The organism is Klebsiella sp. AqSCr (assembly GCF_008452795.1).
Lineage (GTDB): Bacteria > Pseudomonadota > Gammaproteobacteria > Enterobacterales > Enterobacteriaceae > Klebsiella > Klebsiella pneumoniae.
Genome location: NZ_MJDM01000005.1, coordinates 470,208 through 489,723, shown reverse-complemented (window position 1 = coordinate 489,723; position 19,516 = coordinate 470,208). Strand labels below are relative to the sequence as shown.

Below are 19,516 nucleotides of genomic sequence, written 5' to 3'. Positions count from 1 at the left end.
TCCATGCTGCAACGCCTGCGGCAAATCAGTATCAGTAGCAGTCTGCGCGGGGCATTTCTGACGGGGGCGCTGCTTACGCTGATTGTCAGCAGCGTAAGCCTCTATTCCTGGCATGAACAAAGTTCGCAGATCCGCTATTCGCTGGATGAGTATTTTCCGCGCATCCATGCGGCTTTTCTGATTGAAGGGAATCTCAACCTGGTGGTCGATCAGCTCAATGAATTTCTGCTGGCGCCAAATACCACGGTACGACTGCAGCTGCGCAACCAGATTATCCAGCATCTGGACAAAATAGAACGGCTAAGTCAGGGGTTGTCGCCGGCAGAACGCCAGCAGTTGGGGGTGATATTGCAGGACAGCCGCGCGCTGCTGGCGGAACTGGATCGCGTGCTCTACAACATGTTTCTGGTTCGTGAAAAGGTGGGAGAGCTTGCGGCGCGGATCGACTGGCTGCACGATGATTTCACCACCGAGCTAAATTCGCTGGTGCAGGATTTTACCTGGCAACAGGGAACGCTGCTCGATCAGATTGAAGCCCGACAGGGGGATGCGAGGCAGTATCTGAAACGCGCCCGGGAAGTGCAGAATGAACAGCAGCAGGTCTATACCCTGGCTCGTATTGAAAATCAGATCGTTGACGACCTGCGCGACAGGCTCAATGAACTGAAATCCGGGAATGATGACGGCATGCTGGTGGAGACGCATATCCGCTATCTTGAAAACCTGAAAAAAACGGCGGATGAAAATATCCGTGCGCTGGATGACTGGCCGAGCACCATTACCCTGCGACAAACGATTGATGAGCTGCTGGAAATTGGCATGGTGAAAAATAATATGCCGGATACCATGCGCGACTATGTTAGCGCGCAAAAAGCGCTCGTGGAAGCCAGCCGGTCCAGAGAAGCGACGCTGGGGCGCTTCAGAACGCTGCTGGAAGCCCAGCTTGGCAGCAGTCACCAGCAGATGCAGATGTTTAATCAGCGTATGGCGCAGATTGTCCGGGTCAGCGGCGGGTTAATCCTGGTGGCGACGTTGCTGGCGCTGCTGCTGGCATGGGGGCTGAACCATTATTTTATTCGCTCGCGGCTGGTGAAACGCTTTACCGCGCTGAATCAGGCGGTGGTGCAGATTGGTCTGGGCCGGACCGAGGCGACCATTCCGGTTTACGGGCGCGACGAGCTGGGACGTATTGCCGGTTTGCTTCGTCATACCCTGGGTCAGCTTAATGCGCAAAAACAGCAGCTGGAACAGGAGATTGGCGAGCGAAAAGCGATTGAGGCCGATCTGCGCGCCACGCAGGACGAGCTGATCCAGACCGCTAAACTGGCGGTGGTGGGGCAGACGATGACCACCCTGGCGCATGAGATTAATCAGCCGCTGAACGCGCTGTCGATGTATCTTTTTACGGCGGGAAGGGCGATCGAACAGGGACAGGCGGAGCAGGCGCGGACGACGTTAAGCAAAGCAGAAGGGCTGATCAACCGCATTGACGCGATTATCCGCTCCCTGCGCCAGTTTACCCGCCGCGCAGAACTGGAAACGCCGCTGCATCCGGTCGATTTGCGTCAGACGTTTACCGTGGCGTGGGAACTGCTGGAGATGCGTCATAAGCCTCAGCAGGGGACGCTGGTGATACCGGATGACACTGTCTGGATCCTGGGGGACGAAGTGCGCGTCCATCAGGTGCTGGTGAACGTGCTGTCCAATGCCCTCGACGCCTGCCCGCACGCCGCGCAAATCACCGTGAGCTGGCAAATCCAGGGCGGAAGGCTGTGCGTGTTGATTGCCGATAACGGCCCTGGCTGGCCTGCGGCCTTACTCCCTTCGCTGTTAAAGCCGTTCACTACCAGTAAAACCGTGGGGCTCGGAATAGGGCTTTCGATATGTGTTTCGCTGATGACGCAAATGGAAGGGGCGTTGCGCCTGGCGTCGACGTTTACACGCAGTGCCTGCGTGGTGCTGGAATTCAATTTGACGGATGTAAAAGATGTTGAGTAATAACTGTTCGATTCTGCTGATTGACGATGATGCCGATGTGCTGGATGCCTATACGCAGCTGCTTGAGCAAGCGGGGTATCATGTCAGTGCCTGTAATAATCCGTTTGATGCGCGGGAGCAGGTGCCGAAGGACTGGCCCGGCATCGTTTTAAGCGATGTCTGCATGCCCGGCTGCTCCGGTATCGATTTAATGACAGTGTTTCATCAGGATGACGATCTGCTGCCGATTCTGCTTATCACCGGTCACGGCGATGTGCCGATGGCGGTGGAGGCGGTGAAAAAAGGGGCCTGGGATTTCCTGCAAAAGCCGATCGATCCGGGCAAGCTGCTCACGCTGGTGGACGCCGCGCTGCGTCAGAGGCAATCGGTTATCGCCCGTCGCCAGTATTGTCAGCAAAAATTACAGGTTGAGCTTATTGGCCGCAGCCAATGGACGGTTCGGTATCGCCAGCGCCTTCAGCAGCTGGCAGAAACGGATATTGCGGTATGGCTTTACGGCGAGCCGGGAACCGGCCGCATGACCGGCGCGCGTTACCTGCACCAGTTAGGACGGCACGCTGAAGGTCCGTTTATCGCCTGCGAGCTGACTCCGGCTAACGCCCATACGCTTAATGAACTGATCGCCCAGGCCCAGGGCGGGACGCTAGTCTTAAGTCACCCCGAGCATCTGACTCACGAGCAACAGCATCAGCTGGTACAGCTGCAGAGTCATGAGAAGCGGCCTTTTCGCCTGATTGGTATCGGTAGCGCTTCGCTGGTGGAGTTGGCCGCCAGCAGCCAGATAGTGGCGGAACTCTATTACTGCTTCGCGATGACGCAAATTGGCTGCCAGCCTCTGTCAAAGCGACCTGATGATATCGAGCCGCTGTTTCATCACTATTTGCAAAAAACCTGTCAACGGCTGAATCATCCCGTCCCGGAGGTGGATGCTGGTCTGTTGAAGGGGATGATGCGCCGGGTGTGGCCAAATAACGTTCGCGAACTGGCGAACGCCGCCGAGCTGTTTGCAGTAGGGGTATTACCACTCGCAGAAACGGTTAATCCGCTGATGCACATTGGCGAGCCGACGCCGCTGGATCAGCGGGTTGAGGACGTCGAACGGCAGATCATCACCGAAGCGCTGAATATCCACCAGGGACGTATTAATGAGGTGGCGGAGTATCTGCTGATACCGCGTAAAAAACTTTATCTCAGAATGAAGAAGTATGGTCTGAATAAAGAGCACTACAAAGGGGTTTAGGGCATCTTGTCAGACGATGGTTGAAAATTATGAGGACAGATACAGATTATAAATGCCTTCAAGTCAGCAGAGGCGATTTATGTTATTGTGACTGCTTAAATTTCCTTAAAAGGTGTGACTGTTGAACATGCGAATATTGACTGTAGTTGATTATGATGAAATGTGGCCGACTTTATTTGAGAACGAACGTACTCTGTTGCAGATGACGCTTGGTAAAGTGATATCCCGGATTCATCATATTGGTAGCACCTCGGTGCCTGGATTATCAGCTAAGCCAGTAATAGATATATTAATCGAAGTTGCTAATCTTGAAGAACTGGACAGTTTGAATCAGGCAATGGAGGGTGTAGGATATACTGTGCGTGGTGAAAACGGCATTTTAAATCGTAGGTACTTTACAAAAGGTGGAAGTCAGCGTAGTCATCATATCCATGCGTTTACCACCGGGGATGCTCAAATCATAAAACACCTGGCATTCCGTGATTACCTTATTAAACACAATGACGTAGCCATTCAGTACGCTTTAATGAAAAAAAGCGCGATGTTATTATGTGAAAATGACAGCCACCGATACAGCATTTATAAAGCGGATTTCATTCAGAAACATCTTCGTATGGCACTTATTGATGCGGGTCACCTGGGCTAGCCTTCAAATAAACTACAACCCATGTTTTTTTTGTAATTTTTCACAGCGTTACCTCTTGTTTCTCCATTATTAGCAAACAGCACGCCTTGCAGACTACCTGCGGCTTCCTGCAACTGAGCTTTCTGAATAAGCGACAGGGCGATAAAGCCGATAACGCATCGTTCAGTATGGAGGCACTATTTCACAACCCCAGCGGCCTGGCCTCCTGTATGAACTCAATCAGAAGGCGAAGCCCGGTCGGCAATTGCCGGCGGCTTGAATAATAGATATGAAAACCTTCCTCCAGTGGGGACCATTCCGTAAGCACCAGACGGAGCCGTCCATCCTTGACATAGGGTGCAACAAGAGGCTCCGGAAAATACATTAGGCCAGCCCCGCCCAATACGGCCACCAGACCCGTTTCGGCATGATTGACCGTCACTGAGCCTGGCACTGTCATTTGGTATGTTTCGCCGTCTCGCGCAAGTTCCCAGCGATAAACCCGATCGTCACCGAGACGATTGCTGATGCAGCGATGGTGTAATAAATCATCCGGATGTTCAGGCGTTCCGTAGCGTTCCAGGTAATCAGGGGAGGCCGCGATAACCCAGCGAATATCGGCAGATAAACGCCGGGCAACCATGTCCTCCGGGACGGTGCCACCGTAGCGGATGCCGGCATCGAAGCCCGCATCAGTCACGTCAACCATTCGGTTGCTGGCCACAATATCGATTTCAATATCGGGATAGCGATCCATAAAAGCGGGCATGACCGGCGCAAGCAAAAGATTTGCCGCTTCAACGGCTGCATTGATGCGGATACGACCGGTAGGGGTATTGCGATACCGGTTAAGCGATTCAAGCGCGCCTTCTATGGTGTCGAAAGGCTGAAGAACAGACTGAACCAGTTCCTCACCAGCTGCCGTAGGGGTGACGCTCTTGGTCGTGCGATTAAGCAGGCGAACCCCGAGCCGGGTTTCCAGCCCCTTCAGGGCATGACTCAGCGCTGATGCACTGACACCTAGTTCAATTGCCGCACGGCTGAAGCTGCGATGACGTGCAATCGCCATGAAATAAATAAGATCGGCAACATCAGCTCTGCTTATTTGCATACAGAATAGTTTTCCTTATGCGGCGTTAAAACCGGAATGCGTTGATGAAGAAATGATATACACCTTAGACCGATTAGGGCTAATCCATTGCTGAATTTTTTTCACAAGTCCATTCATGCACGTCCACTCACTGTACACGTTGTGCTTCGTTATTCTTGAAAATCATGCGCTCTGGCTGGTAGGCCAGGGCGGAACACTCATCTAACGGAGCCGTTTATGAACTATACGCATCTTGGCCGCACCGGCCTGAAAGTCAGCCGCCTTTGTCTCGGAACCATGAATTTTGGTGACGTCACCGACGAGAAGACCAGCGCCCGCATTCTGGATGAGGCGCTTGAGGCGGGTATCAATTTCATTGATACAGCAGACGTGTATGGCACTGAACAATCTCCCGATATCCAGCAAGGCTCGGGGCTGTCCGAGGAAATTATTGGTCGCTGGCTTCAGCAGGGTGGCCGCCGTGAACGCATCGTTCTGGCGACAAAAGTCTATCAGCCTATGGGACCGGGCCCGAACGATCGCCGGCTTTCTGCGTATCATATTCGCAAAGCCTGCGAGGACAGTTTGCGACGGCTTAAGACCGACCATATTGACGTCTATCAGATGCATCACATCGATCGTCATACGCCGTGGGAAGAGATCTGGCAGGCCATGGAACTGCTTGTTCAGCAGGGAAAGGTTCTTTATATCGGTAGCAGCAATTTCGCGGGCTGGGACATTGCGACTGCGCAGTCAGTCGCCACGGCCCGTCATTTCCTGGGCCTGGTCGCCGAGCAAAGTCTTTATAATCTGACAGCCCGCACCATTGAGCTGGAGGTCATTCCCGCATGCCGCCATTTTGGCCTGGGGTTGATCCCCTGGAGCCCGCTTGCCGGAGGGCTGCTTGGCGGCGTACTGAAAAAGATGGCAAGCGGGCGCCGTGCAAGGCCCGCGTTTGCCCGTCTAATCAAACAGTATCGTCCGCAGCTGGAAGCCTATGAAGGATTATGTGAGGACCTCGGCGAAACCCCCTCCGATGTGGCGCTGGCCTGGCTCCTGCAGAATCCTGTCGTTACCGCTCCACTGATTGGGCCTCGTACGGTCGAACAACTCCAGCAGGCGCTTCACGCAACGACAGTCACGCTATCAGACGACACCATGAGCTGTCTCGACGAAATCTGGCCCGGCCCCGGGGGAGAAGCGCCCCAGGCTTATGCCTGGTAATGACCAAATTAATGAATCCTTTCTTCGTTATAGGGAGTTCCAGTTTATGAGCAAGATGATGCATGACCAGCCTTCTGCTGCCGTACCCGCTTCCCGGGACCGGCGCAATTTTCTGATCGCCGGCGCCGGTCTGGCTTTGGCCGCAACCACCCTTGGCAGGAGCGGCGCCGTGATGGCGAAACCGGCTGGTCAGGACACGCCGAACGCCCCTTCGGATGCTGCTCCCGTCCGGAAGGAAACCTTAACCACGCGTAAACTCGGCTCGCTGGAGGTGTCCAGCATGGGACTCGGGTGCCTGCCGATGGTGGGTTATTACGGCGGAGGTCCGCGCGATCGTAAAGCCATGGTTTCGCTTATCCGGGCAGCCTTCGAACAAGGTATCACGTTCTTTGATACTGCCGAGGTCTATGGCCCCCATCTCAGTGAAGAATTTGTCGGGGAAGCACTCGCTCCCGTTCGCGATCGTGTGGTGATTGCCACCAAGTTCGGCTTCGGCGTGGAGGAGGGGAAGCCCACTTCCCTTAACAGCCACCCTGACCATATCCGCCGTGCCGTAGAGGGCTCACTAAAGCGTCTGAAAACGGACCACATCGATCTTCTTTATCAGCATCGCCCCGACCCGAATGTGCCGATCGAGGATGTGGCGGAAACCGTGAAGGCGCTGATCCAGGAGGGGAAAGTGAAACACTGGGGACTGTCGGAAGCGAGTGCCAGGACAATCCGCCGCGCACATGCGGTACTCCCTGTGACTGCAGTGCAGAGTGAGTATGCCATGTGGTGGCGGGAACCAGAGACGCGGATATTTCCAACGCTCGAAGAGCTGGGTATCGGTTTCGTACCTTACTGCCCGACTGCCCGCAGCTTCCTTGCCGGAGCAGTCAATCCAAGCCAGCGGTTCGACAGCACCGATCGGCGGCATAACCTGCCACGCTTCCAGCCCGATGCCCTGGCCAAAAACATGGTGCTGCTTGAATTCGCGCAGTCGTGGGCCCGTCGCAAAAACACCACTCCGGTTCAGTTCGCGCTGGCCTGGGTGATGGCGCAGCGGCCCTGGATTGTCCCTATCCCGGGTACGACGCAATATCCGCACCTGATAGAAAACAGCGGTGCACCGCAAGTCCGGTTGACGGACAGCGAGCTACGCGAAATCGATGCGGCGCTTGCCAAAATCCCATTGCAGGGCGGTCGCGCCGATCCGTTTACCGAAAGTCAGTTTGATAAAAGTTAATACCTGCTCTCACAGGGAGACTGCAGGTGAAGTCTCCCTCTGTATTATTGCCGGGGATAAATCACATGAATGGACTAAATCATAACGCGCTTACATGCAGTGCCGTCCCCATACCGCCCTGGGAGCGTTCTCTTCAGACCGTGGAGGCCCAGCCGTACTTCAGCGTTTCACAGGCGTCGCTCGTGCTTGAAGGGATCGTGTTCGATCGGAACAATAACCTGCTGTTTGTTGATGTGGCGACGGGGCGCGTGTTTAAGCTAACCCCGGAGCGGCAGCTTTCCATTGTCCTTAAGGAGAATACGTTCGGTGCTTCCGGCCTGGCGGTACACAAAGATGGACGGATCTTTATCGCCTCGGTGGGCGATATGCAGCGAGGTTCTGTTCGGGCTATCGAACCCAACGGCACTCGTGAGCAGATGATTGTTGCTACTGATGCCGGATTTCTTGTCAACGACCTGGTCTTTGATAATCAGGGCGGATTTTATTTCACTGACAGTCGGGGAAATTCAGCCGATCCACAGGGTGGGGTGTTCTACGTTAGTCCCAATGTCGGGTCAATTCATGCCATCCTGCCTGGACTCGCGGTCGGGAACGGCATAGCGATTGACCCCGCTGGCTCTCAGATATGGGCCACAGAACACGCTAAAAACAGGCTTCATCGCGTAAGACTGTCAGACGCCACCACGATCGCCCCGTTTGGTTCAGTTGTTACCTATCAGTTCACCGGGCCGGCGCCAGACGGGGCCCGTGTCGACAGCGAAGGCAATGTATATGTGTCCATCTCAGGCCAGGGCCGCGTCATGGTCTTCAACCGCAACGGACTGCCTATTGGGCAAATTGTGCTGCCTGACCGCGACAAAGGCCGTAACCTTAAATCGACAAGCCTGGCGATCCGCCCCGGGCATCGCGAGTTGTTTATTGTCGCTAACAGCGGGACCGAACCTGGTGGCGCGATGATTTTTCGATCGGGCGCATTCGCGCCGGCACCGTTTCCCTTTTCACATCAGTGACCGGGAATGTGTGGTCTGGGAGACCCGGCAACGCCGGGCCAGGGCAGGGTGTTAATAGTTCTGGAACGCTGAAGGCGGCGTGAGGGAAGGCGGCGTATCCGGAAGCGGGGGAATGATCCCGTCAACGGGGTGCGGCAGATAGCGAGCTTCCAATTCCGTAATTTCGGCATCGCTAAGTGAAAAGTCCAGCGCGCTGATAGCCGTGGAAAGATGTTCTGGTTTCGTTGCGCCAATGATCGGTGCTGTGATGACGGATTTTGATAACAGCCAGGCAATTGCAACATGAGCTCTTGGCACAGCGTGCTTTTCGGCAATGCTGGCAACAACATCAATAACGGGCTTATCCAGAAGGGCTGCGTTCTCATACATTTTTAACGCAAAGGCATCGTTTTGCGTTCGTCGGGACGTGACACTCCAGTCGCGCGTGAGCCTGCCGCGTGCCATCGGACTCCAGGGGATCACCCCAACGCCCTGGTCTTCACACAGGGGCAGCATCTCGCGCTCTTCTTCCCGGTAAAGCAGGTTGTATTGCGGTTGCATCGTGATAAATCGGGTCCAACCGTTACGCTCAGCGGTATGCTGCATTTTTGCAAAGCGCCAGGCTTCCATAGAAGATGCGCCGATATAACGCGCTTTTCCTGCTTTAACGAGGTCATGCAGAGCCTCCATGGTCTCTTCAACTGGCGTGGAGTAGTCAAAGCGGTGAATCTGAAAGAGATCCACGTAATCCATACCTAAGCGCATCAGACTATCGTCAATAGACTGAAATATGGCCTTGCGGGAAAGAAACCCGGTATTGGGTGAGTTGCGCCACGGAAAGAAGGTCTTTGTCGCCACAACGATCTCGTCGCGTCTGGCCATCTCTCTCAGCGCTTTTCCTGTAATTTCTTCTGAACTACCGCCCGAGTAGATATTCGCGGTATCAAAAAAATTAATGCCGGCTTCAAGCGCCTGACGAATGAGCGGTCTTGACGCCTTTTCATCCAGGGACCAGGGCTGAGGCAAACGTTCAGGTTCGCCATAGCTCATACAACCGAGACAAAGACGGGAGACTTTCAACCCGCTACGACCCAGATTCACATACTTCATTCGGTGTTCCTTCTTTTGTTGCCAGCAATTCTGTATGTGACAGGGTATTGCACTGGTATGAAGGGAACCAGCATGCGCCATTGAATAGTGTTATGAGTTTTTTTCACAAGTAGTCGACAATGGAATTAAAATCGAAGTACAGTCCCCACAAAGTAACATCGGTGATCGTATCAAACATCCCTGCTATATTTTCAACTTAACGTTTGTTATTTACCTGAACTACACGCTGCAAGAAGATATTGAAGCGTTGCCCAGTATGTTTTTCCTTCCAGAGCATCATCTTTATGGCAGAATCTAAAGGGCAGAACGTGATTTTCAGGTGAAAGGACTATCAATCGAGAGGCTGGACGAGTACGCATGTAATCCCTCTTAAATAAAATTTAAACCCTCATTTCGGATTTTCCAATAAATATAGATTACAGTCTATAAGTGCACATTGAGAATACCTTTTCTTACCACGTCAACTGCGCTTATCGTCCGCTTCTCGCTCATAGCGGACTTTCTGCTCAGCGAATCCGCCCACTCCGTGCCAGAGGCGGACGTTGTCTAGATAAGTATGTTAAATCCTCTAATGGACCTGAAAGGGGATTTTAAACGGATGCGTTCACTTCTAAATTTCTTAACCACTCATCCACTGATATTGAATACAGAAGGCTTGGAGGTGCATCTTTAACATCATGAATCTCTTTGACATATCTTAACCCCGACTTCTGTAACACTTTCTGTGACGCCAGATGATTCTCTCGAACAACAGCCGAAATTTCGGTTAATTTAATAACATCAAATCCAAATTTTATCGCGTATATGGCAAATTCTGTGGCCAGACCCTTCCCCCAAGCCTCTGTAGATAAGCGATACCCAAGATTATTGATAACTATATCGTCATAATTACGAATTCCCAGCCCGCCAAAACCGATGATTTTTTCAGGATTAGTAAGAAGCGAAATTGCCCAGTTTCCAAAACTATGAGTTTGCCAATGGTCGAGCCAGCGATTCATAACCATTTTTGCATGATCAATGTTCGGATATGGTCCCGCAGGATTAAAAGTGTTCGTAGCGGGATCACCATAAATTTTGAATAGATCGTTTAAGTCTGATGAGATTACAGGCCGAAGGTACAATCGATTAGTTTGAACTAGCAATTTTATCCCCTAATGTATCATGCCATCACTATGCTTTATTAACATGGAGCCTTTTGATTTAATCACACTTTTACGTTGGAGTAACTGGTGACGAGATTGACCGTTATGTCCGCTCCTCGCTCAAAGCGGACCTTAAACTCTCTTGCATTGCAGCTCTATGAAGATGGGATTATGTCTGCCATCATCTCCATGTCATTTCCTTGTACCGAAAATCTCGTCAGAACGTGATTGTAATGTCTTCAGCGCATTGAGCATATCGTCTTCGTCCAGAGATCGCTGGGATTTCTTCTCTGTGGGTTTCCTGCGTCGGCGCGAGGGGCCATCTCCGGCAGGGAGAGCCTGTGACCGGTTATTGTCGCGTTTGTCCTGTACCAGTTTGATAAATTCAAGTGTACGCCCGAGGCGCTTGTTGTCCACGATAGCCCCCTGGTCGATTTCCTGAAGGCGATCATAGGTGGAGTAGGGAAGGACAACCCCGTTTAGCCGGAGCTCTTTCCGGCCATCCGGGTAATGCCATACCTCAATGTACTTGCCAATAGCCCTTCGGCTTAACTCATTGTCTTCAATCAGATAGAGCACTTTGTCATACTGCACCGTCAGGGATTTTGAAACACGGCGCGGTTCCCGCCATGTGAAAAATGCGGTCAGATCATCATCAGTTTCAAGTGGCCGGTGAACATCAAAGTCATGCCGGGGTGCTTTGCCAAAGCGCCGGTTATAAGCGGTCATAAACTCATCAGTAAACCGTGATTTTCAGCGAGCTTTTCCCACGTCAGTGTGGGGCCAAAATCGGCATAGCGTTCACGGATGATATTCAGGGCCTGATCAGTCAATGATGCGGAAAGCAGGCGATTTCCGGTGCGACCACGACTCTGGTTATTCATGCCCAGTGGCCCGGACTGACGATAACGTTTCAGCAGGCGGCTGCAATGGCGCGGCGTGATACCGAGCATTTCGGCTGCCAGACCAGGACGCAGGTTGCGGTCGATGACATCCTGAAGGATCCTGAGTCGGTTTACATCTCTCATTGAGAAAAACTCCGTTCCGTATGCCGTCATGAGTCTCATCCTTTGAAAGCAGTGATCGCTGTGGTGAGACTGTAGCGCGGACATGTCTAATTTGGTCAGAGACGGACATCTCAATTTAGCTACTACAACATGTGTCAAGGCTCAATTGAAATGTCCGTTATCCAGCTCAATTAAAATGACCACTTTGATCTCTCATTCTCTTTACTGATAGACTTTCCTCCGACTGAAACAACAGGATGATTGAGCCCATGCTTCGATACGAGTTAACGCCGAACAATGCAGGTTTTATACTGTGGGGAGATTCAGAAGCCCTGAATGAATTACATGAACTCATTCATTACATCGTGGATGAAAGCCCACTGATTAAAGTTAAAGACGGATTTATGTTATCCCTTGCCTATGATATTCGTAAAGCACGGGAAGGTAATCGTCGTGTTGAGCAACATCAGTATGATCAACATGATACATATAAGCTTTATGGTGTTGAGCTTTTATGGCCTCTGGTCCTGGTACAGTCCTCAATACTCAGAAACTCAATGGGTTATATTCAGACAGACAAAAACCAGCTGTCTGTCATGTATGCCTTTGAATACCTGATAGAATCAGCATTAACAGAGTCTGAGAGAACAACGTCGAATGATATTATGCTAACAGTAAAATATGCATCAGACTCTGATTTTAATTTCATTGAGGATAATATTGACAGCAGGTGCTGCCATTTTATCAGCCTATCTCCGGAGCAAAGAAAAAAGCAGTTAATCAGTATTGTTCGTTCTTTTCATTCATTATGGGGTAAGTATGCCCGTGAAAAGCAGGACATAAAGATGCTGAACGAAATGAATAATACATCATGGGTCTGGCCGGACAATATCAACTGGTGAGCAACCACTGTCCGGCCAGTGAGTACCATCAGCGGGCTCTTTTACCAAAAATGTCCTCTGAACGTGACTGAAGCTGTTTGAGTGCTTCGAGCATGTCATCATTATCCAGTGAGCGCTGGGATTTCTTCCCTTCCTGCTTTGGCCGTCGTCGGGAAGGGCCATCTCCAGCGGGAATTGACTGAGAGCGCGTGTTATCCCGCTTGCTCTGCACCAGACTGATAAACTCCAGGGTTCGGCCAAGACGCTTGTTATCGACAATCGCGCCCTGGTCGATTTCTGACAGTCGGTCGTAGGTAGAGTAGGGAAGTAGCGTACCGTTCAGGCGCAGCTCTTTTCTGCCATCAGGATAGTGATACACATCGATATATTTACCTATTGCACGGCGACTCAGTTCGCTGTCTTCAATCAGGTACAACATTTTATCATATTGTATCGTCAACGATTTTGAGACTTTACGTTTTTCACGAACAGTGAAAATAAGCCCCAGGTCCTCATCATGTTCTACAGCACGGTGTACGTCAAAATCATGTCGCGGTACTTTGCCAAAACGGCGGTTATAGTCAGCCATATAGGCCTCAGCGAAGTCATTTGCAGCCTCCATTGAACAAATGCCCTGTAACCGCAGCTCTTTGACCAGACGATCCTGTAAAGTGAGGTGAGCTCGTTCTACACGCCCTTTGGCGGGACTGGTTTCTGCACAGATAGTCTGGATGTTCAGTTCATGCATGGCTCGCCCAAACTGAGTATGCCCGTCTCCGCCTGTGGCGTGTTTATTGTTAACACGAAAAACACCGGCTTTATCGCTGTACAGTGCCAGCGGTTTACCATGCTTATCGATATAGCGCCGCGTGGCTTCGAAGTAAGAAAACGTGGACTCCGATTTAACAAACAACAGTTCCATCAGTTTGCTGGTTGCATCATCAACATAGACCAGCGCGGTGCAGGCCGGGCCACGGCCTTCAAACCAGTCGTGATCACAGCCATCTATTTGTATCAGCTCACCAGTACACGGACGCCGGTACCGTGGTTGAGGGATCCTTGCGGCACGTTGTTTACGGGGAACCCATAAGCCAGCCCGCACCATGATGCGCCGGACAGTTTCTTTGCCAAGAAACAGTCCGTGGAGTTCTTCGAGCTTTTCACGCGCCAGAGTCGGACCGAAATCAGCATAACGCGTCTTGATCAGTTCCAGAGCCTGATCTGCGAGCCCGGGTGGCAACTGGCGGTTACCACGCATGCCACATCGTCTGCTGGCCATACCAAGCGGTCCGCCTTCACGGTAACGGGCAAGAAGTCTGCGGCATTGCCTGTCGCTGATACCGAGGTGCTCGGCCGCACGGCGCGTTGTGATGCGACGTTCAATGACGTCCTGTATAATCTTGATCCGGTTGATCTCTTTCAAAGTAAACACTCCTGAGCTTTCTGCGCTCATGATATGCCTCCCGGTAGTTTAAACGGACCAGTGAAGCTTACCATAGCGCGGACATCTGAATTGAGCCACAGGCGGACATTACTATTGAGCCATTACAACATGAGTGCGCATAATGTATATTATGTTAAATGCAATGTCGTACTCAATAATGTCATCTTTGATAGCTGCCTCTTCCCACATCAACACTATGACCGTCATTCCTTTCATGCACGTGAATGCTGCGCTATAAGGCAAAATGTTCGAGGTGATAAATCAAGCATGGCTTTTAACAATCACTTCGCCCACTACAGCCTGTTCTCCTACAGTAAAAGCCAGGGAAATTCATTCAGCCACACCTGCTGCTTGTACTGTCCGGCATATCTTACTGCTGTTGCATTTTCTGACCGAACGCGTCACGGGATGCCAGATGAAATGCTCATTTGATAGCGCGCCGCCTGCAGTGTGTATCAACCGGGCTTGATCAGCCACAGACGTGATTATCAAAAAGATACCAGCTTCGTTTTCCGCACTCAAATGGCGAGTGCCATCGCGACCATAAACAGAACCGCCAGCTGAAGTTGAATGGTGTACTGAAGCCCAACGCAGCCGGCTTCCATGTTGACAGGCTCTGCCTCACCTCCCCCTTCCCTTGTATCTGGTGATTAGCTACCACCAGGGAGCACCTGACTACAACATATCGCAATTCCGTTCATCGCCGAAAAAGCATAAATGCTCTCTCGGGCATTTATGCTTTTATATCGCGGTCAGAAAGATTTGTTATGTTTCATCTATGAATGATACTCGAGCCACTATTCATCCAGCTGAACTGCTTATACTTTTACAGATGAATACAACACACAGTGGATTAGCTTTCACGCTTTGCCATCATCAATGCCAGATCAACGAGACGATTAGAGAATCCCCATTCATTGTCGTACCACGCCAGAATTTTGACCATATTACCGCCAATCACCAGCGTTGATAGACCGTCGATAATCGACGAGCGTGGGTCTCCCTGGTAATCGCTGGAGACGAGCGGTTCATCGCTATAACCCAGGATCCCTTTCAGAGGTCCCGCTGCGGCGGCTTCGCGAAAAGCATTGTTCACCTCTTCGACCGTCACATCTCGCTCAAGCGTGACGGTGAGGTCAACAATGGACACCACTGGCACAGGGACGCGTAGCGAGTATCCCGTTAAACGCCCATCCAGCTCAGGAATAACTTTACCCAGAGCCTTCGCTGCGCCGCTGGAGTAAGGCACAATCGACAATGCGGCGGCGCGAGCCCCGCGCAGATCTTTTTCCGGCTGATCGTGCAGCGCCTGGCTGTTGGTGTAGGCATGGGTGGTGTTCATCAGACCATGCTTAATACCGAAATGCTGGTGCAGGACCTGTGCAGCAGGTGCAAGACCATTGGTGGTGCAGCTTCCGTTGCTGATCACGTAGTGTTTATCCGGGGAGTAAAGGCTCTCATTAACGCCCATCACAATGGTTAAATCATCGTTTTTACCCGGGGCAGAGATAATCACGCGCTTGGCGCCACCGCTGTGGATATGTACAGCAGCCTTTTCACGGTCCGTGAATAATCCTGTAGCCTCAATAACGATGTCGACTTCACACTGACGCCACGGAATACTGGCCGGGTTGCGTTCACTGAATACGGTAATGGGTTTACCATCAACAACAAGCCCCCCTTCACCCGCGGTGACCTCTGCATCCAGCTTACCGAGAAGCGAGTCGTATTTCAGCAGATGCGCCAGCGTTTTGCTGTCCGTCAAATCGTTGATTGCCACAATTTGAATATCCGGATTATTCAGTGCTGCGCGCAGTACATTGCGTCCGATCCGGCCAAAACCGTTAATACCGACCTTTACCATAATTAACTCCTTATCGATTATCGCTGGAGTCAGAGTAGGACGGACGGGTTATGGCGTAAATGACAAAAAAGGATCACTTTACGCCATTTTGCGACAGTGAAATCGTTGACGATATTCACCTGGAGTGAGGTTAAGCTGTTTCTCAAACAAGCGTCGCAGGTTAATACTGCTGCCAAATCCCGTTTGCTCGGCGATACGATCCAGCGTCTCGTGAGTCTGCTCCAAACGCTGCCGCGCGGCGGCCAGGCGGGCTTCCGCGACGTACCGCGCTGGCGAAGCGCCGGTTTCCCGGGTAAAGACGCGGGTGAAATTTCGCGGACTCATGGCGACTTTTTCCGCCAGCTTATCTACGCTGAGGTCGGCGGTGAGGTTTTCGAGCAACCACGCCAGCAGATCGTTAATCGGGCCCTGGGTGGCGGTCTGCTGAAGGTTATAGCGGCTAAACTGCAGCTGGCCTCCCGGGCGACGCAGATACATGACGAAGTCCTGGGCGATATCGCGCGCCAGGCTGAAGCCATAGTCTTCTTCAACCAGCGCCAGCGTAAGATCAAAGCCGGAACTGACCCCGCCAGAGGTCCAGATATGTTCGTCCTGAATATAGAGCGGCCCGCCCTCGACGCGGATCTGCGGGAATTCCGCCTGCATGGTTTCCAGCAGCTTCCAGTGGGTAGTGGCCCGTCTGCCGTCCAGCAGTCCGGTTTGCGCCAGCAGCATCGCACCGCCGCAAATGGAGACTATGCGGCGAGCATGGGGAGCGGCAAGGCGCAGCCAGTCAACCACCGCCATCCCCTCCTGCGGGTTTTGACCTCTGCCGGTAATCATGATGGTATCGAGGGGCTCGCGAGGGTCAATCTCATGCAGACGATGGTCGGCCAGCAGATTTAAACCTGACTGACCATGGATAACCTGATGCGGTTGAGTTGTCGCTAGCTTGACCTGGTAGCAGATTTCCCGGGCACTTTCCGGGTGCAGGCGGTTGGCCTGCATCAGAATGTCAGCAATACCGGCGGATTCAAACAGCATGCCGCCATCGGGTACAATAATAAGTATCTTTTTCATGTCCTGAAAAGTAATCTTTTTACAGAATAAGTCAACAAAAGGATGTAAAAACCTGAAGGCTCGGAAAGAGTGGTTTCATACGTGCCTTCAGTTTCAGGGAGATGAACGTTAAACAGGTAGATTTTGCCTCACAGTACAGGCAGCATCACTTTGACAGGACATCACGAAGGTAGAATCTCAATCGTGGCTGCCCTGGCGCGTATCCCTGTCATTGCGGAAACATAGCTGCTGCCGGAGTACTTTTTCAGGTAAGCCTGATCAATTTTACTTTCAAGCTCAGGGTCCGAGGGTATAGGTCATGAGCGGGAAATTCATAAAGGCCATCGGCGTTGTCACGGACCATGAATTGCCAGAGTTGACGGCTCGGGGATGATAGCCGCGTTTAGTCATGTAGTAGTCCGCATAGTCCACGAGGAACTGTGCTTCACCGCCCTTCAGTTTATTATACGCTGGCTGGTATGCCGGTTTGCCGTTTGCTGCATCTTCCCAGCGTTGAAGACTCATCTTCTCCAGCGCCTGCTCGCGTTGCTCCGGTGTTACGCTGTCATTGTAGCCTTTTGACATTACGCGGCTCATATCATACATGGTGCTGGCAACGACCGCTTTTACGCGCTTATCCACGGCAACAGCGTTCAGGGCAATCCCCCCCATGCCGCAGATACCGATGACACCGATACGTTCACGATCCACATAAGGTTGTAGTCCCATAAAATCGACTGCAGCCATAAAGTCTTCGGTATTGATATCGGGTGAAGCAATATTGCGGGGTTCACCACTGCTTTCACCGGTATAAGACGGATCAAATGCCAGCGTCACGAATCCGCGCTCTGCTAAAGTCTGAGCATAGAGACCCGAGGCCTGCTCTTTTACCGCGCCAAAAGGCCCGGAAATAACAAGCGCAGCAAGCTTCTTGTTCCCGCGATCTTTTGGAAGATACACATCTGCGGCCAGCGTAATGCCGTAACGGTTTTTAAAAGTAACTTTTTGATGATCCACTTTTTCGCTCCTTGGGAAAGTTTTATCCCACGTCTGAACCAGACGGCCTGAAGAATCTGCTGTGCCTGGTGCAGGCTGGGCCACCGCAACTTCTGTTGAAATCAGAGCCATCGCCCCGGCAAGGAGTGCGCCATTAAAAAAGCGCGTCGAAGATATTAGCGTCATGATATTAAAACCTTTCATTGGATATTGAGGGACCTATTTCAGACAACATGCATGAGTATTTCAGTTACAACTTTCGGCCGGTAATCACTGGCGATACCAAACGCTTTGACATTGATCTGGACGTTCTCAACGATAGCGGGCAGATCTGCTTCCTTGATGTTCAGCTGTTCAAGACGTGTTGGCGTACCAATTTCTTCAAACCACTTCTCAAGCGCAGCGATGCCGTCGTGGCAGTTAAAAAATGGCTTAAACCTGAACGGGTTAAATTTGCTCGCGGTGAACCCTGATTTCAGGACACTGCCTCATTTCAGAGTTATTATTTTGAATGTCTTTAATAAAAGGTGTTATTAAAATACTCTGCATTATTTGCCTGATCCTCTGAACCTAATCTCAAAGCGTGTATTTCAGTTTTCATAGCTGCTAAGTTGATAACCTCAAAAGAGGTCAAAAGTGTGGGGCATTACAGAATGATTCCTGACAAATCGGTTGAAATACTGCTGGGTGAGCTATCGAGGGATATTGCACAGCGCACACCCGGCACCGGCGATTTCCCTACCGCCGTAGAAGGGCTCGAATTGTTTCGCCGAAACGAACCCGCTCCCCCGGTAAGCTGCCTGGTCCCTCCCAGTATCGTTCTGGTGGCCGATGGCGCGAAGATCATGTGGGTTGGGGGTGAACCTTATGAATATAATGCGGAAAAATTCCTGATTACCTCTCTTGACCTGCCGGCCAGTTCGGAAATATTGCAGGCTTCGACATCCCAGCCCTGCGTCGGCGTAGCCTATAAGCTTGACCAGCGCGTGCTAATGGAATTAATTGCCCAGGGAAGCCTGCCGCCGGTCAAAAAACGAGACGCGGGAACGAGTGTCGGGATAGGTACTATTACCGATGCTTTGCTGGAGCCTTTCTGCCGTCTGCTTTCTTTGCTTGACGAACCTGAAGCCATTCCTGTTCTCGGGCCGCTGATCCAAAGAGAGATACACTACCGGCTTTTGATGAGCGATCAGTCCGATCATCTCAGACAGATTGCAGCAGTCGACGGCCATGGCTACCGTATCGGTAAAGCTATCGACTGGTTAAAGACCAATATTGCATCACCTTTACGCGTCGAGGAACTGGCAAGTCGGGTGCAAATGAGCACGCCCTCTTTCCACCACCATTTCAGGCAGCTTGCGGGGATGAGCCCGCTACGGTATCAGAAATGGCTGCGCCTCAATGAAGCCAGGCGACTGATGCTGAATGAACATTACGATGTCACCACAGCAGCCTATGCGGTCGGTTACGAAAGCCTGTCCCATTTCAGCCGGGAATATACGCGGATGTTCGGGGAATCGCCCAAGAGGGATATTACTGAACTGAGAAAGTCAGCGGGTAAGCTTTAATCAATTCTGGACCGCCTGTACCATGCCTGGTCTTCGATATCCCCCGGCACGTGAGTCGAATACCCGGAACTT

Annotated in this window: 16 protein-coding genes and 4 pseudogenes; 10 read left to right on the top strand and 10 right to left on the bottom strand. The window is 51.8% G+C overall.

Going from position 1 to position 19,516, the window contains the following annotated elements; all coding sequences use genetic code 11:
* Window positions 1-3 precede the first annotated feature (3 nt).
* From pgtB to BHE81_RS06190, 3 genes are all read left to right on the top strand, one after another.
* Complete coding sequence (pgtB, locus tag BHE81_RS06200; protein ID WP_021440137.1) at window positions 4-1,998, top strand: two-component system sensor histidine kinase PgtB; 1,995 nt, start codon at window positions 4-6, stop codon at window positions 1,996-1,998.
* Window positions 1,988-3,238, top strand: coding sequence for a two-component system response regulator PgtA (pgtA, locus tag BHE81_RS06195; RefSeq protein WP_004176165.1), 1,251 nt, complete (start codon window positions 1,988-1,990; stop codon window positions 3,236-3,238). The genes pgtB and pgtA overlap by 11 nt, the downstream gene beginning before the upstream one ends.
* A 127-nt stretch (window positions 3,239-3,365) precedes the next feature.
* Window positions 3,366-3,884 carry a GrpB family protein gene (locus tag BHE81_RS06190; RefSeq protein ID WP_004176166.1) on the top strand — a complete coding sequence of 173 codons (519 nt, stop codon included), beginning with the start codon at window positions 3,366-3,368 and terminating at the stop codon, window positions 3,882-3,884.
* Window positions 3,885-4,065: 181 nt separating this feature from the next.
* Here the strand turns inward: BHE81_RS06190 and BHE81_RS06185 are convergent, their stop codons facing one another.
* Window positions 4,066-4,974 carry a LysR family transcriptional regulator gene (locus tag BHE81_RS06185; RefSeq protein WP_002904893.1) on the bottom strand — a complete coding sequence of 303 codons (909 nt, stop codon included), beginning with the start codon at window positions 4,972-4,974 and terminating at the stop codon, window positions 4,066-4,068.
* Between the two features lie 216 nt (window positions 4,975-5,190).
* Here BHE81_RS06185 and BHE81_RS06180 point away from each other — a divergent pair, with 216 nt between their 5' ends.
* The 3 genes from BHE81_RS06180 to BHE81_RS06170 all read left to right on the top strand — a co-directional run bounded on the left by BHE81_RS06180 (window position 5,191) and on the right by BHE81_RS06170 (window position 8,415).
* Window positions 5,191-6,177, top strand: a complete 987-nt coding sequence (locus tag BHE81_RS06180; RefSeq protein WP_023286444.1) for an aldo/keto reductase — start codon at window positions 5,191-5,193, stop codon at window positions 6,175-6,177.
* 46 nt (window positions 6,178-6,223) lie between these two features.
* Complete coding sequence (locus BHE81_RS06175) at window positions 6,224-7,405, top strand: aldo/keto reductase (RefSeq protein ID WP_004891956.1); 1,182 nt, start codon at window positions 6,224-6,226, stop codon at window positions 7,403-7,405.
* Between the two features lie 65 nt (window positions 7,406-7,470).
* Window positions 7,471-8,415, top strand: a complete 945-nt coding sequence (locus BHE81_RS06170; protein WP_023280078.1) for an SMP-30/gluconolactonase/LRE family protein — start codon at window positions 7,471-7,473, stop codon at window positions 8,413-8,415.
* Between the two features lie 51 nt (window positions 8,416-8,466).
* On the opposite strand, the gene BHE81_RS06165 is transcribed toward BHE81_RS06170, so the two are convergent.
* The 4 genes and pseudogenes from BHE81_RS06165 to BHE81_RS06150 form a co-directional block, all read right to left on the bottom strand.
* Window positions 8,467-9,504 carry an aldo/keto reductase gene (locus tag BHE81_RS06165; protein WP_023280077.1) on the bottom strand — a complete coding sequence of 346 codons (1,038 nt, stop codon included), beginning with the start codon at window positions 9,502-9,504 and terminating at the stop codon, window positions 8,467-8,469.
* Window positions 9,505-9,749: 245 nt separating this feature from the next.
* Window positions 9,750-9,863, bottom strand: a pseudogene (locus tag BHE81_RS28610) (DNA mismatch repair protein MutT); the annotation flags it as partial.
* Window positions 9,864-10,094: 231 nt separating this feature from the next.
* A complete protein-coding gene (locus tag BHE81_RS06155; protein ID WP_016831605.1) occupies window positions 10,095-10,646 on the bottom strand; it encodes a GNAT family N-acetyltransferase in 552 nt (183 codons plus the stop codon).
* 192 nt (window positions 10,647-10,838) lie between these two features.
* A pseudogene (locus BHE81_RS06150) lies at window positions 10,839-11,704 on the bottom strand (helix-turn-helix domain-containing protein).
* Window positions 11,705-11,922: 218 nt separating this feature from the next.
* Here BHE81_RS06150 and BHE81_RS06145 point away from each other — a divergent pair.
* Window positions 11,923-12,555 carry a DUF6904 family protein gene (locus BHE81_RS06145; protein ID WP_149888832.1) on the top strand — a complete coding sequence of 211 codons (633 nt, stop codon included), beginning with the start codon at window positions 11,923-11,925 and terminating at the stop codon, window positions 12,553-12,555.
* Between the two features lie 28 nt (window positions 12,556-12,583).
* On the opposite strand, the gene BHE81_RS06140 is transcribed toward BHE81_RS06145, so the two are convergent.
* The gene (locus tag BHE81_RS06140) at window positions 12,584-13,987 is read right to left on the bottom strand and encodes an ISNCY-like element ISKpn21 family transposase (RefSeq protein ID WP_001567368.1); all 1,404 of its coding nucleotides are present in this window, start codon (window positions 13,985-13,987) and stop codon (window positions 12,584-12,586) included.
* A gap of 258 nt (window positions 13,988-14,245) precedes the next feature.
* Here BHE81_RS06140 and BHE81_RS28100 point away from each other — a divergent pair, with 258 nt between their 5' ends.
* A complete protein-coding gene (locus tag BHE81_RS28100; protein WP_004221585.1) occupies window positions 14,246-14,410 on the top strand; it encodes a hypothetical protein in 165 nt (54 codons plus the stop codon).
* Window positions 14,411-14,831: 421 nt separating this feature from the next.
* Here BHE81_RS28100 and gap read toward each other — a convergent pair whose 3' ends face one another.
* From gap to BHE81_RS06120, 4 genes and pseudogenes are all read right to left on the bottom strand, one after another.
* Window positions 14,832-15,842: a type I glyceraldehyde-3-phosphate dehydrogenase gene (gene gap, locus BHE81_RS06135; protein WP_002904873.1), complete on the bottom strand. Its 1,011-nt coding sequence runs from the start codon at window positions 15,840-15,842 to the stop codon at window positions 14,832-14,834.
* A gap of 78 nt (window positions 15,843-15,920) precedes the next feature.
* On the bottom strand, window positions 15,921-16,901 hold the full coding sequence (locus BHE81_RS06130) for a GlxA family transcriptional regulator (protein WP_023342803.1): 981 nt from the start codon (window positions 16,899-16,901) through the stop codon (window positions 15,921-15,923).
* A gap of 161 nt (window positions 16,902-17,062) precedes the next feature.
* Window positions 17,063-17,191, bottom strand: a pseudogene (locus tag BHE81_RS06125) (DUF2255 family protein); the annotation flags it as partial.
* 1 nt (window position 17,192) lies between these two features.
* Window positions 17,193-18,080, bottom strand: a pseudogene (locus BHE81_RS06120) (alpha/beta hydrolase); the annotation flags it as partial.
* A gap of 29 nt (window positions 18,081-18,109) precedes the next feature.
* Between BHE81_RS06120 and BHE81_RS06115 the strand changes: the two are divergent.
* The gene (locus BHE81_RS06115; RefSeq protein WP_002904864.1) at window positions 18,110-18,349 is read left to right on the top strand and encodes a hypothetical protein; all 240 of its coding nucleotides are present in this window, start codon (window positions 18,110-18,112) and stop codon (window positions 18,347-18,349) included.
* Window positions 18,350-18,529: 180 nt separating this feature from the next.
* Window positions 18,530-19,444 carry an AraC family transcriptional regulator gene (locus BHE81_RS06110; protein WP_004199872.1) on the top strand — a complete coding sequence of 305 codons (915 nt, stop codon included), beginning with the start codon at window positions 18,530-18,532 and terminating at the stop codon, window positions 19,442-19,444.
* Window positions 19,445-19,516: the final 72 nt, after the last annotated feature.